Below are 16495 nucleotides of genomic sequence, written 5' to 3' on the forward strand. Positions count from 1 at the left end.
ATGAAGCTATTAACGTTAAATTGCCACTCTTGGCAAGAGGAAAATCAGCTAGACAAGTTATCTTGTCTAGCTGAAGTAATTAAAAAAGAAAAATATGATGTCATTGCTTTACAGGAAGTAAGCCAAAAAATAGACGCGCCTTATGTATATGACTACATTCGCAGCGATAATTACGCTTGGCTTTTAGCAAAAGAACTGGGTAAGCAAGGTGAAGACTATCAATTGGTATGGGATTTATCTCATATAGGCTATGAAGTGTATGAAGAAGGAATTGCCATTTTAACGAAACACCCGATTATTGAAGAGCATTCATTTTTTGTTTCACAAACGTCAAATATTGACTATTGGAAAACGAGAAGAATTGTTGGAGCAACAATCGAATATGAAAAAGAACTCCTCACTTTTTATTCTTGTCATCTTGGCTGGTGGGATGACGAGGAAGAGCCATTCAAGCAGCAAGTTGATACGCTGCTAGCTCATGTACACAAAGATAACCCATTTTTCTTACTTGGAGACTTCAATAACGACGCTCATAGACGACATGAAGGTTACGACTACCTGTTGAGCCAAGGCCTCTATGATACGTATACTCTATCGAACAAAAAAGATAGCGGTATTACAGTTCAAGGGAACATCGCTGGATGGGATGATAATGAACGGGCGCTTCGCCTTGATCTCATTCTATCGAGTCATGCGCAGGATATTCAATCATCGACTGTAGTTTTTAACGGCATACATTATCCCGTTGTTTCTGACCATTTTGGGGTAAGCGTTGAAGTGAAATAAGTGACATAAAGCGAACGAATAGCGTTCGCTTTTTTCTTGTGATTATGATTATGTAAAAATCATCTTCTTTACTGCTTTATCTATCGTTTTAGAAGTGTCCGATAAACTTTCGCATTTTAAAAAGTAGGTGTGCTATAATATTGTGATGTTGACGATATGCAACCCATTTTTGCATGTTTATCAATGAAATCGCTCAACTTAATAGTAAGATGATACATGTAAGCTCTATTTAAATGAACACCCGTTGTCATTATCATAAACTAATAAAGAAAAATAGGTGTGAAACAATCATGAAAATTTTGTTGATTTCAAATATGTATCCTTCTGAACAATTCCCGAGCTATGGTGTATTTGTTCAAAACACTGAAAAAATTTTAGTTCAATATGGTATTCAAGTTGATAAAATTGTCATGCAAAAAAAGACAAGCAAATTAAGCAAGCTTTTTAGCTATGCTTCTCATTATGCTAATGTCATTGTGACGGGCTTAACAAAAAACTACGACTATCTTTACGTACATTATGCATCTCATAATGCTCTTCCGCTGCTGATTCTCAAAAAGCTAAAGAAGAATGTGAAGATTGTGACAAACGTGCATGGTTCAGATGTTGTACCTGAAGTAGCTTCACAGGAAAAATATCAGCCTAGAGTAAATGACTTATTGCACCATTCCACTAAAATTATTACTCCTTCTCCCTACTATAAAGGGCTCGTTGAAGAGAAATATAAGGTTCATAATCCAATCTATATTTTTCCAAGCGGAGGAGTGAATAAAGATCTGTTTCATCCTTATGCAGATAAAAGCAAAGCTTATCAAGAACTAAACTTGGACCCTACTATCCGTTATATTGGATGTGTAAGCCGCATTGATGTGGGTAAAGGATGGGAATACTACCTTCAAGCAATTGCAAAAGCTGAACAACAAACGCCCACTTCTTACAAATACTTATACGTTGGAAGCGGAAAAGACGAAGCTGCATTTAAGGAAATGATCAAGACTCTGGGCCTAGAGGGAAAAGTCATCCATTTTCCTCTGCTTCCTCAGTCGTCTCTTGCTTACGTATATAATGCGATTGAAGCATTCGTGTTTCCGACCGTAAGAAAAGGAGAAAGTTTGGGCTTAGTCGGCCTCGAAGCTATGGCTTGCGGAGCACCCGTGATTGGGAGTCAGATTGGTGGTCTAAAAGATTACATTATAGACGGAAAGAATGGTCTATTCTTTGAGCCTAAAAATGTAGATGAACTAGCTTCACAGCTACAGGCTTTTATTAATCTTCCTGAAGATGTGAAACAGCAAATGTCTCAACAGGCGTTACAAACAGCAAACCGCTACACAGTAGATGTAATTGCTGAACAACTCCCAACAATTTTTTTTGATGAGGTGGAAAAATGAAAGTCGCAGTTTTAATTCCTTGTTATAACGAGGAAGTAACAATTGGAAAAGTAATTGACGATTTCAAACGCGAACTGCCTAGTGCAGATATTTATGTATACGACAACAATTCAAAAGATCGTACAAGTGAAATTGCACTTGAACACGGCGCAATCGTCAAAAAAGAATTTAAGCAAGGAAAAGGAAACGTTGTACGTTCAATGTTTCAAGAAATTGATGCAGATTGTTATGTCATGGTAGATGGGGATGATACGTATCCTGCAGAATTTGTTCATCAATTAATTGAGCCTATTAGAAATCGAGAAGCTAACATGGTCATTGGAGATCGTTTATCAAACGGAACGTATCTCGAAGAAAACAAACGTGCTTTCCATAATTTTGGTAACAACTTAGTACGTTCTTTAATTAACGGCCTGTACAAAAGTAACATTAAAGATATCATGACAGGTTATCGTGCGTACGATAAATTATTTGTAAAATCAATTCCTGTGATGAGCCCAGGATTTGAGATTGAAACAGAAATGAGTCTTCACGCGTTAGATAAACGATTCCGCCTAAAAGAAATCGCGATCGATTATCGCGATCGACCTGAAGGCAGCGAATCGAAACTTAATACGTTCTCTGATGGATTTAAAGTGTTACGAATGATTTTTACGTTATTTAAAGAGTACAAGCCGCTTCAGTTCTTCTCCATTTGGACAGTGTTGTTTATTGTCGCAGGATTAGCTGTTGGTGCTCCGGTACTTTATGAATTTTTTGATACAGGCTTTATTACCAAAGTACCTTCATCTATCTTAGCAACTGGATTGATGGTGTTAGGTGTTTTATCTTTCGTCTGTGGATTAATTCTAGATACAATCGCTTCATTAAATCGCAAGCAATATGAATTAGAACTAAATAAAAAAATTGAACAGATTGAACAAGTAGGAGAATAACAATGATGAAGAATAAAAAAAGTATTTTACTGCTTACAGTAACAGCTTTAATTATTCTTATCGGTTTAAGTATTGGTAATCCAGACGGTGTTCACTATCTTTCCCTTTTTGCTGCACTTGTATTTACCATCATAAGCTCTATTTTTATTTATAAAAATAGAGCTTATGCTTCATTTAAACCGCTAGAATGGCTATTGCTGATTGTTTTTTCGTTTATCGTACAGTTTTCACTTTTAGATAACTTACATATGACGAGCTCAACTATTTTTTCACTCGTTTTGTATGCCATCAGCCGTACTTTATTGGCAATGCTGCTGACGGCCGCTGTACTCAGCGCTATCAAACAGATAAACGATTTTCACTATATATTTGCACACCCAAAGCGTTATCTAGGAATTGTTACGATTCTTATTTTAGCTGTTAGTCTATATTACTGGTTCGCCTTTTTCCCAGCGGCCATGACTCCTGATTCATTAGCACAGTGGAGACAGGCACATAACGGAGAATTTAACGATTGGCACCCTATTATGATTACGTGGCTCATTATGCTGCTGACAAAAATATGGGATAACCCAGGAATTGTAGCGTTCACGCAAATTGTTGTTGTAGTGAGCATATACGCCTATACATTTGACTTTTTCATTAAACGCAAAGCACATCCTGTTATGATTGGACTTTTAACAGCTATTATTGTCATTATTCCAAGCTTCTTAATCTTTTCAATTATTATTTGGAAAGACATTTTATACAGTGCTTTTCTGCTGTTTTTTACGGTTAACATTGCAAAAATTTATCTGTCAAAAGGTGCTTGGGTTAAAAGTAAAGCGAGCTTTTTCTTACTTTTACTTTCCGCATTTGGAGTAGCTTTCTTTAGACATAATGGTTTTCCTGTATTTGTTTTGACTTTCCTTTTAATGATTGTCTTATTCAGAAAAAATTGGAAACCTCTTGTCACGATTTTCTTAGTCGTCTTTATTTTACAAAAGATTGTTACAGGCCCTGTGTTCACGTGGCTTGATGTAAAACCTTCAGATCCAAATGAAGCTTTGTCTATTCCAACTCAACAAATTGCAAACATCATTTCAAATGATGGAGAGATGTCAAAAGAAGAGCGCGAATATTTTAATAAAGTGCTCCCTATTGAATTGTGGAAAGAAAAGTATAATCCATACAAAAGCGATCCAATTAAATTCACGTGGAAATACTACGACCGCGAGTTTATTTTTAATGATTTAGGCCTTTACTTTAAGAACTATGCTAGCATTGTCATCAAAAATCCTTATCTAGCAACGGAAGGCTTTCTCAAACAAACAGCTTTAGTATGGCAAATCAATCCTTTTAAAGATGGCTACACGGATACGTACGTAACCAACATTTATTACGGCAACGATTTAGGTCTTAAAAATAAAGTAATCGAGCCGTTTATTACACATACTGCCAATGCTTACTTAGCTATTTTTAAGCACCCTGTTTTTACATTCTTATGGAAGCCAGCTTTTTATCACTGTGTCATTTTATTATTTTCATTAATGCTAGTGATTCGAAGAGGAATTACGTCCCTTATTATTGTCATTCCTTGGGCACTTAACACGCTTTCTGTTCTTGCGGCACTGCCGGCTCAAGATTTTCGATATTTATTAGCAAGCGTATTTGTGTCTTTCTTCTTTATTGGTCTTCCTTTTATCCGATTTGATCAGAAAGAAAAGGATGTGACCTCCTGATGGAGAGCAATTATAACAAAAAGCTAGGAATCACACTCATTATCGTGGCTTCCCTGTTTACAGCTGTTGGACAACTTTTTTGGAAGTTGTCCGAAGCTTCATTTAACTTAAATTTAATTATTGGTTTTTTCCTTTATGGATTAGGAGCGGTGTTTATGATTGCCGCTTTTAAATTTGAAAGAGTTTCCTTGCTTCATCCATTTTTAAGCCTAGGATATGTCATCAGCATCGCTCTTGGTTTCTTTCTATTAAATGAAACCATTAGCCCTATGAAGCTGGTCGGTACTCTTATTATTATCGTAGGTGTAATTTTAGTAGGTGGCCAAGATGAATAGTATCCCACTTTTAATTATTATGACTCTTTTAGGTTCAGTTGGAGCTGTCTTTTTCAAGTATATTTCTACGTATTTAAATGAAAAAAAGATAAAGCTAGCGCTTATTTGTTTTGTGGGTGGCGGCCTTTTTTACGGGGCAGCAGCTCTGCTTAATGTGTATGTTTTAACGCTGTTACCTTATTCTATTGTATTTCCGCTCACGTCTATTACGTACATTTGGACATTAACATTCGGTTACTTTTTAATTAAAGAAAAAGTTACAACAAAACAAGTTATCGGCTGTATTCTTCTAATTGTCGGATGCTTCTTTATTGCTAATAGTTGATGAGATAACTTGAAAAGGTAGGAGTTTCGCATGAAAAACTTAAAATTCGCGAGCATTTTACTGCTCATATCAACATTATTTTTGAAATTTTCTAGTATGATTCGTGATTTAGTTATTGCTAACTATTTCGGTACAAGTTATATTGTCGATTCATACAACGCAGCAATGATTATTCCAAATGCTTTTATTTTATTTATGTTAACGGGGATGAAGGATGCGTTTATTCCTAGTTATTTACGTTATGAAAAAGAAAATAAAGGAAAGGTTCATTTGACTAATATTGTTAAATCAACCTTTCTTATTTGTTTCATTATTTCGGTTCTCGGATCAATTGCGGCTTTCTTTTACTTTCCCGCTTCGTATTCTAATTTTTCTAAAGCAGCAATTGAACTAGGAATTTATACGGGCGTTATGTACTTCTTATCTCTTTCACTAGTTGGAGTGAATGCCGTATACGAAGGTGTATTTGATGCACGAAGTCAATATTCTTTCTCTGTGTTTTCTCAAACGGTTGTTGTATTATTTACAATTTTAAGTACAATCCTATTACATTCAATTATGGGCGGCTATGCAATTGCTCTTGGCTATTTTATAGGAACTATTGCTTCTTTCTTAATTAAAGTTGTCTATTTTAAACCGCAGCATCTGCTGTTATGGAAGCAAAAAATTGACCGTGATGAAGTGGTGGCTTTTTATAAAGTATTCATCCCTGTTGGTGTAACCATTATGGTCGGTCAAATTAATTTAACTGTCAACTTCTTCTTTGCCGGTTCCTTTGGTGAAGGCGTTATTTCATACTTGAATTATGCTTTCAGACTTGTAAGTATTCCCCAGGCAATATTCGGGGTTACGGTCGCAACCATTATTTATCCGCTGATTGCAAGAGCCATTTCTGAAAAAGATGAAGAGCGCTTTAAATCAGGAATTGAAAAAGGGATTACGTTTATGCTGATGCTGCTGATTCCGACGATTGTTATCATGATCTTTTATATGAAAGACATTGTAATGATTGCTTACCAGCGCGGTGCATTTGACGCACATTCGACGTTAAAAACAACAGATGTATCTTATTATTACCTAGGTTCGGTGTTTTTCTATTCCCTGCAAGCTGTTCTTGCAAAAGGATTTTATTCTCTTCAAAAAGGTTATCTTATTATGAGAGCAGGCTTATTATCCATTGTGTTAAATATCATCTTTAACATGATTTTCACTAAATTTATGGGATACCAAGGATTAGCACTTTCCATGTCAGTAGTTGCCTTTTTCTATACGGCTATCGTATTCGTTATGCTGGCAAAACAAATCAATCACTTCCATTACGGATATCTAGTGAAAGAAACAGGAAAAATTCTTTTAGCTTCCGTACCTGTTACGATCGTCATGTTCTTCTTAAAGGACATCGCATTTTTGAATTCATTACATGTTATCTTACGATTTGGTATTGTCTGTATTGCAGGTGGTTTAGTATACTTAATGTCGACGCTATTATGCAGAGTAGAAGGTGTTATGCTTTTAGTTAAAAGAAAACGTTAATTCACGTAAAACAGGAGAGTACTATATGAAGAACACATACTGGTTATTTTTTCTGTTCGTTGGTTTTATTTCAATTCAGCCGATTATTGATATGCTAACGACGTACATGGTTTTGAACATGGATAGTGGTCTCTCAATTGGGGTTGTTATTCGCTTTCTATATATGATTTTTGCAGGTGTCCTACTTTTAGTGTTTGCCAAACAATCAAAATGGGCTAGATATTCGATTATCTACCTTATTGTTTTTGCACTCTTTCTTGGACTCAACATCTACTTAAATCATCAATGGAAAGATCCTTATTATATTGGGCAAGAAATTAAATTTTTCAATAAAGTTGTTTATATGAACGTTACGCTGCTTGGAATGATTGTGATGTTTTCACATTATCGATCATCTGTGGATGTAAAAAGAATACTGAGCAAAAACTTATTAACTGCTTCACTCATCATCAGTATTGTTTTTATCGGTACAATGCTAACGGGTACAGCACTAGAGAGTTATCAGTATAATAAAATTGGGTTTAAAGGCTGGTTTTATGCAGCGAATGAGCTAGGCGCAACCATTGCTATTTTGCTTCCTCTCACACTGCTTTTAGCTTTAGATAAAGTACGTTCGTTTTCAAAAGCTTATTACTGGATTCCTTTTATCTTGTTAGCCGTTTCGTCCATCATGCTTGGAACGAAAGTAGGCTTAGGTGCCGTTATTCTTTCTTTAGTTGTAGCAACAGTTGTCTTATTTGCTAAATTATTTACGAATAAACGCAGCTTAATTAAAGCCAACTTAGTAATCTCAATTCTGCTTTTAATTGTAACCGGAGCAACTACTCCGATTTCTCCAGCTTATAAAAACACATATACGCACATCGATATGTTAGAGGCTAAAAAAGAGAAAACAAAGCAAGAAAAGCCGGAAAAGAAAGAAAAAGAAAAGCCGGCTAAAAAGAAAAAACAAAAGGAATCAAATTTAGATGATAAAGATATTCAAAATCTGATTCTAAGCAGCCGTGAGCAATTCTTAGCTCATCATAAGGAAGAGTATGCAAAAGCACCTATTGCACGAAAAATGATAGGTATGGGCTTTTCTGGTGACTATACAAAACAGCTTCCGCCAAAGATGATTGAAATGGATTTTTATGATTTGTTTTTCTCTTTAGGTATCATCGGATTTTTACTATGGGTTCTTCCACTTCTAGTAGTTGGTTTAACCGTATTGGTTCGATTATTTAAAGAGCCATCACAGCTTCTTGATGAAAGCTTTATGATGTATAGTACAGCAATTGTATTAGCTCTTGGAATTGCTTTTGTAGCTGGGCATGTCTTTACAGCACCAGCCGTTACCATCTATTTCGCAGCAGCTGCTGCTTATCTGTTCGTCATTCATTTTAAACAAAGACAAGCATAAAAAAACAGGCCATGAAAGGCCTGTTTTTTTATCTTTTTAATGGCTGAAGGCTTAACACCGTATCGCCCGCATTGACGTTTATTTCTTGATCATGAGCAAAAAAACTCAATGCCTTTCCTTGCGTACTCACTGCTAGTAAAAGAGAATCATCGCTTTTCTCCTCAAGATATGTTTCGTACGTATATTCATCCGTGATTTTTGTATTGTAAATCGTATATCCATGCTCCATTTTATGATGCAGAAACTCCCACGTAATGCCTTTCTTAAAGAGCATACGTCCTCTTACTGTATGCATAATTTCATCAACATCTTCTCTTGAATCTTCTTGGTCACGAATGCTCAATTGAAAAACATTGTTCCGTCCCATATCTTGAAGAAAAGCAGTACAAACAAGCGCATTATATGCATCTAACTCAGTTGCAGCAATCACATATTCATAAGGAGTTAAGTCTAGATGATATTCTGTTTGCTCAGCTAGTACTTCTCCGTGATAAACATTTACCTCCGCTCTGCGCGCAACTCTTAACCGCTCCCACGAAGAATCAGCAACTAATACTGGATAGCCCAGCTGTTTTAACTTTGAAGCAAAGGCAACCGTAAAATCATTGCTTCCCACAAGCAAAATACCAGGTTCTTCGCCAATCGATAAATCCAGCTTTTTAGCTAGCCATGAAAGGGAAAAACCGTGTGCACAAACCGTAGCAAACACTAAAGCAAATGTCAGCGTTGTTAAGATCGAAGCATCTTTAAATCCTTCATCAATTAGTACTTTCGCAAAGTAGCTTGAGACCGTTAACGCCACAATTCCGCGCGGGGCAATCCAGCCAATCAGTATTTTTTCTTTTATAGATAAATCTGTGCCTACCGTTGATAAAAAGATGGAGACAGGTCTGACAATAAACAGCATAAGTAAAACAAACAAAATAATATTCCAATGAAAAATTTCAGTAATGGTCTTCATCGTCAGTCCAGCCGTTAACATGATAAAAATAGTAGAAGTTAATAGAACCGAAATATTCTCTTTAAAGTGTCGCATATCACTAATAGACGAAATATGCATATTAGCAAGGGTAATCCCCATCGCTGTTACTGCTAGAAGACCTGTTTCATGCTTAATTTCATCAGCTACTGTAAAGCAGGCAATAACGACAATAAATACGACCGGAGATTTTAAATACTCTGGAATATGCCCCTTTTGAAACATCCATCCTATTCCGCGGCCAAGAATCCATCCTATTAAAACGGCAATAATAGAGGCTACGAAGAAAAAGAGAATTGTTTTTCCACTCACTTCTCTCAGCACTAAAAATTGAACAATTTCAAACGAAAAAACGGCCAACAGTGCACCAAATGGATCGACAATAATACCTTCCCATTTTAAAATCGCTGCTGGTTTTGGTTTTAATTTAGCTTGTCGTAAAAGAGGTAAAATTACGGTTGGACCCGTCACAATAAAAAGCCCTCCGATAACAATTGCCACCGCCCAGGATAAATCCGCTATATAATGAGCAGCTAAAGAGCCTAACATCCAAGCTAGCATGGCTCCCAGTGTCACAATGCGAAACACGGGCTTTTCGATTCCTCTTACCTCTCTCATGTCTAAGTTCAAGCTGCCTTCAAATAAAATAACAGCTACAGCAATCGATACAAAAGGATCAAAAAGCTGAGCAAACTGTGCTTTAGGATCAATTAAACCTAAAATAGGGCCTGTTAGCAGTCCGATAATCGACATCACGACAATTGCTGGTAGCTTAAATCTCCAAGCCAGCCACTGAGATAGAACTCCTAGTCCCACTACAAGTGTGATATGTACAAGCATAGGTTCCATTGTATCTTCCTTCTCTCGTTCGCATAATGTGTATATATTTTCCCTAAAATAAACCGATGTTATACAGGAAGAAACAAACACTACCTTGTTTTACCACTTTTTCAAAAATGCTAAACGCCTCTCCCCTCTTTGAATCCAAGCTATTTTCCTTCGTTCGACACATATCTTACTCATGTTTGTCGAATTTCACTTTAGTATAAAATAGTAAAAAGCCTTTAGCTGCTGCTAAAGGCTTTTTACCGGATGATCCAATTCATATAGCTTTTGATAGTGACTGTTCGTAGCAAGTAATTCCTCATGCGTTCCGCGAATGGCTATCTTTCCATCTTGTAGGAATAAGATTTCATCCATCTTTTCCATCCCAACTAAATTATGTGTAACCCAAATTAAAGTTTTGTCGTGAAGAGTTTCAAAGATAGTGGATAACAAACTCTTTTCAGTCACGGTATCCAACCCTGCAGTTGGCTCATCCAGCATAACAATTGGCGTACGCTGAAGTAGAACACGTGCTAACGCAATCCGCTGACGTTCTCCTCCTGAAAAGCGCTGACCTGTTTCGAGCATGGACGTTTGATATCCTTGATGCAAACCTTTCACAAGGGAGTGCATATTGACTTGCTTCATTGCCTCAATTACCTCTTCTTTTGTAGCCTCTTCATTAGCTAGTAATAAATTGTTTGCTACGCTTGTATTAAATAAATAAGGATTTTGATTTAATACAGAGATGAGTTTTGGTACATCTTCACGAACTTCAGCAACAGACTGACCGTTTAGTTGAACTGTACCTTCTGTAGGCAATAAGGAGCCTTGCAGCAGCTTTAACAGAGTCGACTTTCCAGCTCCGCTCTTGCCAAGAATCGCAATTTTTTTCCCTTGCTCGACTTGAAATGAAAGATCATGAATGACTGACTCTTCCTCATTGCTATAGCGAAAGCTTACATGCTCGACTTTTAAGCTAACCGAGTCCCATGAACCTTTGTAAGGTAGGGAAAGAGTATGTTTTTTCTTTTCATTCACAGATTCCCAGTTATTTTCCATTTCCTGCACTCTATTTAATGACTCTTCAAATTGAGGAATTTTTTCTACTGCATTAGATACCGGCAGCAGTGCTTCAGATAAAGGAAATACTACTAAAATAAAAGCAGCAATAAAAACACCTGCAAGCTCTTTGTCTGCAAAAAGAGAAGCCCCAAACCAAATCATTGTGACAATTAAACCTGCTACAATAAATTGGCCAATCAATTCTCGGTAATACGTCCATAGTTTAAGCTTACGATCCATGCGGTCTAGCTCATCTTCTGTTTTGTTATACGAATGAAAAAATGACTGCTGCTGACCGCTTAACACCCAATCAGCAACTCCTAAAAACCCGTCTGTGACCTTAGCATATAACTGTGCTTTGCTTGATTTATATCGCTGATTGGCCGCTTTCATATGCCAAAGGGAAAAAAGCGGCATCACTACTACTAACAAAAATAAATAGATGGCAATCAAACATGCAAACTTTAGGCTAAAGAATCCTAAAGCTACAATCGAAATAACGTATAAAATAACAGCTGAGATTGTTGGAAGAATGGTACGCAAGAACAAGTCTTGTAAACTTTCAATATCTTCAGCGAGAACCGCTAAAACATCTCCCGTTCGATAGCGGGATGTAGCAACTAACGGTTCAATCAAATGATAAAGACGTGTACGCATTTTAGCTAAAATGCGAAGAATAAAATCGTGACTAACAAGACGCTCCGCATAACGAAAGGCTGCTCGACTTAAACCAAATGTACGCACAAGCACAATGGGAACGTACACCAGTAAGATTGTTTCTGGCCGTAAGGAAGAAGCTGAAATCAAGTAACCTGATGTGAACATTAGCGCACAAGCAGAACCAATCGTTAACAAGCTTAGTAATAAGATAGAAAAGATACGATATTTATACGTTTTAAAGTAGGGCCATATCCAACTTTTATATTTCATCATATCTCCTCCTCTTCATGTAAAAATTGATAGTAAGCTCCTTTTTTTCGAATCAGTTCTTGATGATTGCCGACTTCTGCAACCTTTCCGTTCTCTATTACAACAATGAGGTCCATATCTTTCATCCAATGCAGACGGTGCGTAGCTAAAATAAATAACTTGTCTTGAAACATCGTTAAGATATCTTGCTTTAATTCATATTCCGTTTCAATATCTACTTGCGCCGTTGGTTCATCAAGCATAATAATAGGGCGATCGCTCAGAAACGCCCTAGCTAGGGCAATCCTTTGAGCTTGGCCGCCGCTAAGCTGCCGTCCTCCATCTCCTATCACTTCATTTTCCTTCTTAGGCATCTGTTGAATCGTAGATAAAAGTCCTGCTTTCGTTAAAGCATCTTCATAATCATAAGAACCGCCTCTATCCTGATAAAATTCAATATTTTCTTTCACTGTTCCATTAAAAATAAATGGGTGCTGAGGGATATACGTAATCTGCTTTTGCCAAGCATCTGAGCGTAAATCAACCGGCACGCCGTTTACTTCAGCAGACCCTTCTGTAAATTGTACAAAGCCGCTCAGTATATCAATAAGCGTCGATTTTCCAGCTCCGCTTTTTCCTATAATCCCAATTTTTTTACTTCCTTTAACATGAAGTGACACATCTTCAAGAGAAGGCGGCTGCTCTTCGTCATATTTTACGGTGATATGACGCAATTGAATTTCACTGTTTTCCGTCCAATCAGGAACATCTTCTTCTTTAGCCGACGGTTTTTCAGCCTGCTTTACAATCTTAATTAATGCATCTCCGGATTCTTTTCCGTCTAATGTTGCATGATAATCGTTTCCGACTTCCCGTATCGGCAGGAAGTATTCAGGCGCCAGCAATAAAATCATAAGTGCAGGCTCTAACGTCATCGAACCGTTCACTAGCCGCAAACCGAGCATAACAGCCACGATGGCTACAGATAACATCGTAAAGAAATCTAAAGCAAACGTAGATAAAAAAGCAATTCGGAGCGTTCCCATTGTCGCTTTTCGATAGCGGTCACTGACTCTTCCAATCGTTTCAGCATGCTCCTTACTTTTCCCGAGAAATGTTAACGTTTCTAATCCTCGAAGCGAATCTACAAAGTGATTGGACAGCACATGATACGTCTCCCATTGGCTATCTATTTTTTTCTGGGCAGCCAGTCCAAGTAAAATCATAAATAAAATTAAAATTGGCATAGTTACAAGCAAAATAATGCCTGAAAGCCGATCTTGATACCAAACGAAAGCGAGCACTAGCCAAGGTGTAACGCTGATGGCGGCCAGTTTAGGCAAAAACAGCTCAAGATAAGCGCGAAGCTTCTGTAGGCCTGTGGTGATGAGCGTCACCAAGTTTCCTGTCCCTTCATTTTTGGTAAAGCGCGGTCCGAGTGCAAAAATGCTTTTCATGACCGTCAAACGAAGTTCCTGAGTCGTTTTGACTCCAAATTGATATGCTGTTTTTTTCACTATAAAACTTACGATCTGACGAATCATAAAGGCAGACAAAAACAATCCGATTGCTTTTGTCTGCGAAGTTAAACTTTCACCATGAAAAAGAGCAGTAATTACTTCGCCAAGCCACTTAGCTTGAAAAATAATGGCTACACTTTGAATAGTAATAAGCCCTATTAACACGGCAAGAACCATTTTTATTCCGTTGTAAACCATTAAATTTCTACCCATTAGTACTCCATATGCTCCTTATGATCTACACGTTTTCTAAAAACGTAGTAGCTCCAAATTTGATAACCTAACACAAAAGGCAGTAACGCAATAGCAGCGTAAGACATAATTTTCAAGGAATAATTCCCTGATGCTGCATTATGAATCGTTAAACTATAGCTTTCATTGACTGAACTAACCAAAACGGTTGGAAACAATCCTGCAAATATAGAAGAAATTGATAAAATTAAAATTAAGCCAGACATAGCAAAGGCCCATCCGTCTTTTTTCCGTGTAAGGAAAAATCCTGCTAGTAAATACACGAAAATACCGATAAAAAATGTGTATAGCATCAAGCGGCTATGATTGCTGAATAAATTTGTTTCAAAAAACGTCATGCCTGAAAAAATAAGAAGCAGCAAGGCATTAACAGGCAAAAGCTTCATGGCAACTTTTCGTGAACGATCTCTAATGTCATCCATCGTACGGATCGTCGCAAAAATAAGTCCGTGCCATAAGCAAAGCATCGTTAGCGTCACGCCGCCCGTTATGGTATATAGATTCACAATATCCGAAAAGCCGGCATTCATTTGCATGTTGCGCTCAACAGGCAATCCTTTCATTAGTGCTGAAAATAAGATGCCGAAAATGAGCGGTGGAAAAAGACTTCCAAAGAAGATAACCCAATCCCACGCATTTTTCCACGCTTGTTTTTCAACTTTTCCTCGAAATTCAAATGCTACACCGCGTCCGATAAGCGAAAGCAACAGAAGAACAAAAAGAACATATGACCCGCTTAATAGCGTTGCATACCAGTTTGGAAAAGCGGCAAACATAGCACCGATTGCTGAAATTAACCAAACTTCATTTGCATCCCAAAAAGGACCGATTGTATTAATAAAAGCTCGTCGCTCTAAGTCATTTCTTCCTAAAAAGCGAGACACCATTCCAATCCCAAAATCAAAGCCTTCTAAAAAGATAAAACCAACAAACAGAATGGATACTAGCAAATACCAGAATTCATTAAGAGAAAACATTGTATCCCTCCTTTGTAAACGGATCAGTTGATGTTACTTTTGTATGTGCTTCGTGATCGTGATCTGGACCTTTTTTAATTTCTTTAACGAACAAGAACACCATAATCACAGCTAAAATTAAATAAAAGAACGAAAACGAGATAATAGAAAATAGCAATTCACCTGCTGTTACACCAGGAGACACGGCATCTTCGGTTTTCATATAGCCAAATACAACCCAAGGCTGACGGCCAATCTCTGTCATAATCCAACCCGCTGAGCTTCCAAGGAATGGAAAGGCGATAGCAATCGTCATAATACGTAAAAATAGTTTGCTTTCTTGAAGTTTTTTACGAGAAAGCAAATACGTACCCCAAATGCCTAATGCACATAATACGCCACCTAGACCAGCCATAATGCGGAAACTCCAAAACGTTGTTCGAACGGGTGGAATATAATTTCCTTCTCCATATTTCGCCGTATACTGCTGCTGCAGCTCGTTCATTCCAGGAACGGAGCCTGAAAACTTACCGTATGATAAGAAGCTTAATAAGTAAGGTATTTTGATTTCACTCGTATTTTTCTTTTCATCAGGGTGAATATTTGCTGTTACTGTCCAAGCACCTGGACTTCCGCTGTTTTCCCATAATCCTTCACTTGCGGCCATTTTCATCGGCTGTGTTTTAACTAAATATCCGGCCTGTTCATGCCCAGATAGTGCAATTCCTACACCTGAAACTAGCCCTACAAGGATAGCAACTTGAAATGATTTTTTAGCAAAAGCCACATGTTTTTTCTTCAAGAGCATAACAGCGCTGACACCCGTGATAAAAAAGGCGCCTGTTGCAAACGAACCTAAAATTGTATGAGGGAATTCGACCCACAGCTGACCGTTCGTTAACAATTTAAAGAAGTCATTCATTTCTAAACGGCCATTATTTAGCTCCATTCCGACCGGATGCTGCATAAAAGAATTAGCCGTTAAAATAAAGAACGCTGAAAAGATAGTACCTAGACTAACAAGCCAAATACATAGACAGTGCAACCATTTAGGCAAACGATCCCACCCGAAAATCCACAGTCCAAGGAAAGTGGACTCCATAAAAAACGCGAGCAGTGCTTCAATAGCGAGCGGCGCACCGAATACATCTCCTACAAATCTTGAGTACTCTGACCAGTTCATGCCAAACTGAAATTCTTGTAAAATACCTGTTACGACTCCGACAGCAAAGTTAATCAGGAATAAGTGCCCCCAAAACTTTGCCATCTTTTTATACTGTTCATCTTTTTTTACTACGTACATCGTTTCCATGATCGCTACTAAAAAGACAAGGCCGATAGACAGCGGTACAAAGATAAAATGAAACAGCGTCGTTGATGCAAATTGAATACGTGATAGTATGACTGTATCCATCTTCTTTCTCCTTTCATATATAAGAACATTCATCATTTCCATAGATACTTTGCTCATTTCTGAGCATCTTTTACTTATATTGTGAAACATTGAGCATAACAATTCGAGAAATATGCTCAACATTTCACAAACATGTGTAATGTCTCT

Annotated in this window: 13 protein-coding genes; 8 read left to right on the plus strand and 5 right to left on the minus strand. The window is 37.4% G+C overall.

Annotation, left to right across the window (positions count from 1 at the left end):
* The 8 genes from ACH6EI_RS22855 (at position 1) to ACH6EI_RS22890 (ending at position 8428) form a co-directional block, all read left to right on the plus strand.
* The gene (locus ACH6EI_RS22855; RefSeq protein ID WP_028411950.1) at positions 1 to 786 is read left to right on the plus strand and encodes an endonuclease/exonuclease/phosphatase family protein; all 786 of its coding nucleotides are present in this window, start codon (positions 1 to 3) and stop codon (positions 784 to 786) included.
* Between the two features lie 290 nt (positions 787 to 1076).
* Positions 1077 to 2177 (plus strand): glycosyltransferase family 4 protein, encoded by a 1101-nt coding sequence (locus ACH6EI_RS22860; RefSeq protein ID WP_098112260.1) that lies wholly within the window; start codon positions 1077 to 1079, stop codon positions 2175 to 2177.
* Complete coding sequence (locus ACH6EI_RS22865; protein ID WP_013059871.1) at positions 2174 to 3112, plus strand: glycosyltransferase family 2 protein; 939 nt, start codon at positions 2174 to 2176, stop codon at positions 3110 to 3112. The genes ACH6EI_RS22860 and ACH6EI_RS22865 overlap by 4 nt, the downstream gene beginning before the upstream one ends.
* Positions 3113 to 3114: 2 nt before the next feature.
* Positions 3115 to 4833, plus strand: coding sequence for a DUF6020 family protein (locus ACH6EI_RS22870; protein WP_098112261.1), 1719 nt, complete (start codon positions 3115 to 3117; stop codon positions 4831 to 4833).
* A complete protein-coding gene (locus ACH6EI_RS22875) occupies positions 4833 to 5168 on the plus strand; it encodes an EamA family transporter (protein WP_013059873.1) in 336 nt (111 codons plus the stop codon). The genes ACH6EI_RS22870 and ACH6EI_RS22875 overlap by 1 nt, the downstream gene beginning before the upstream one ends.
* The gene (locus ACH6EI_RS22880) at positions 5161 to 5493 is read left to right on the plus strand and encodes an EamA family transporter (protein ID WP_014457712.1); all 333 of its coding nucleotides are present in this window, start codon (positions 5161 to 5163) and stop codon (positions 5491 to 5493) included. Before ACH6EI_RS22875 ends, ACH6EI_RS22880 begins: the two co-directional genes overlap by 8 nt.
* A gap of 30 nt (positions 5494 to 5523) precedes the next feature.
* The gene (gene murJ / locus ACH6EI_RS22885; protein ID WP_099331349.1) at positions 5524 to 7026 is read left to right on the plus strand and encodes a murein biosynthesis integral membrane protein MurJ; all 1503 of its coding nucleotides are present in this window, start codon (positions 5524 to 5526) and stop codon (positions 7024 to 7026) included.
* Between the two features lie 25 nt (positions 7027 to 7051).
* Entirely contained in the window at positions 7052 to 8428 is a 1377-nt protein-coding gene (locus tag ACH6EI_RS22890; RefSeq protein WP_028411945.1) for an O-antigen ligase family protein, read from the plus strand.
* Between the two features lie 28 nt (positions 8429 to 8456).
* Here ACH6EI_RS22890 and ACH6EI_RS22895 read toward each other — a convergent pair whose 3' ends face one another.
* The 5 genes from ACH6EI_RS22895 to ACH6EI_RS22915 all read right to left on the minus strand — a co-directional run bounded on the left by ACH6EI_RS22895 (position 8457) and on the right by ACH6EI_RS22915 (position 16348).
* Positions 8457 to 10256 carry a cation:proton antiporter gene (locus ACH6EI_RS22895; RefSeq protein ID WP_047749567.1) on the minus strand — a complete coding sequence of 600 codons (1800 nt, stop codon included), beginning with the start codon at positions 10254 to 10256 and terminating at the stop codon, positions 8457 to 8459.
* A 225-nt stretch (positions 10257 to 10481) separates the two neighbouring features.
* Positions 10482 to 12227: a thiol reductant ABC exporter subunit CydC gene (gene cydC, locus ACH6EI_RS22900; protein WP_234943086.1), complete on the minus strand. Its 1746-nt coding sequence runs from the start codon at positions 12225 to 12227 to the stop codon at positions 10482 to 10484.
* On the minus strand, positions 12227 to 13939 hold the full coding sequence (gene cydD / locus ACH6EI_RS22905; RefSeq protein WP_099331351.1) for a thiol reductant ABC exporter subunit CydD: 1713 nt from the start codon (positions 13937 to 13939) through the stop codon (positions 12227 to 12229). Before cydD ends, cydC begins: the two co-directional genes overlap by 1 nt.
* On the minus strand, positions 13939 to 14955 hold the full coding sequence (gene cydB / locus ACH6EI_RS22910; protein ID WP_028411941.1) for a cytochrome d ubiquinol oxidase subunit II: 1017 nt from the start codon (positions 14953 to 14955) through the stop codon (positions 13939 to 13941). Before cydB ends, cydD begins: the two co-directional genes overlap by 1 nt.
* Positions 14942 to 16348, minus strand: coding sequence for a cytochrome ubiquinol oxidase subunit I (locus ACH6EI_RS22915; RefSeq protein ID WP_028411940.1), 1407 nt, complete (start codon positions 16346 to 16348; stop codon positions 14942 to 14944). The genes cydB and ACH6EI_RS22915 overlap by 14 nt, the downstream gene beginning before the upstream one ends.
* Positions 16349 to 16495: the final 147 nt, after the last annotated feature.

This window comes from Priestia sp. JSM ZJ58, from assembly GCF_044383985.1.
Classification (GTDB): Bacteria; Bacillota; Bacilli; order Bacillales; family Bacillaceae_H; genus Priestia; species Priestia zanthoxyli.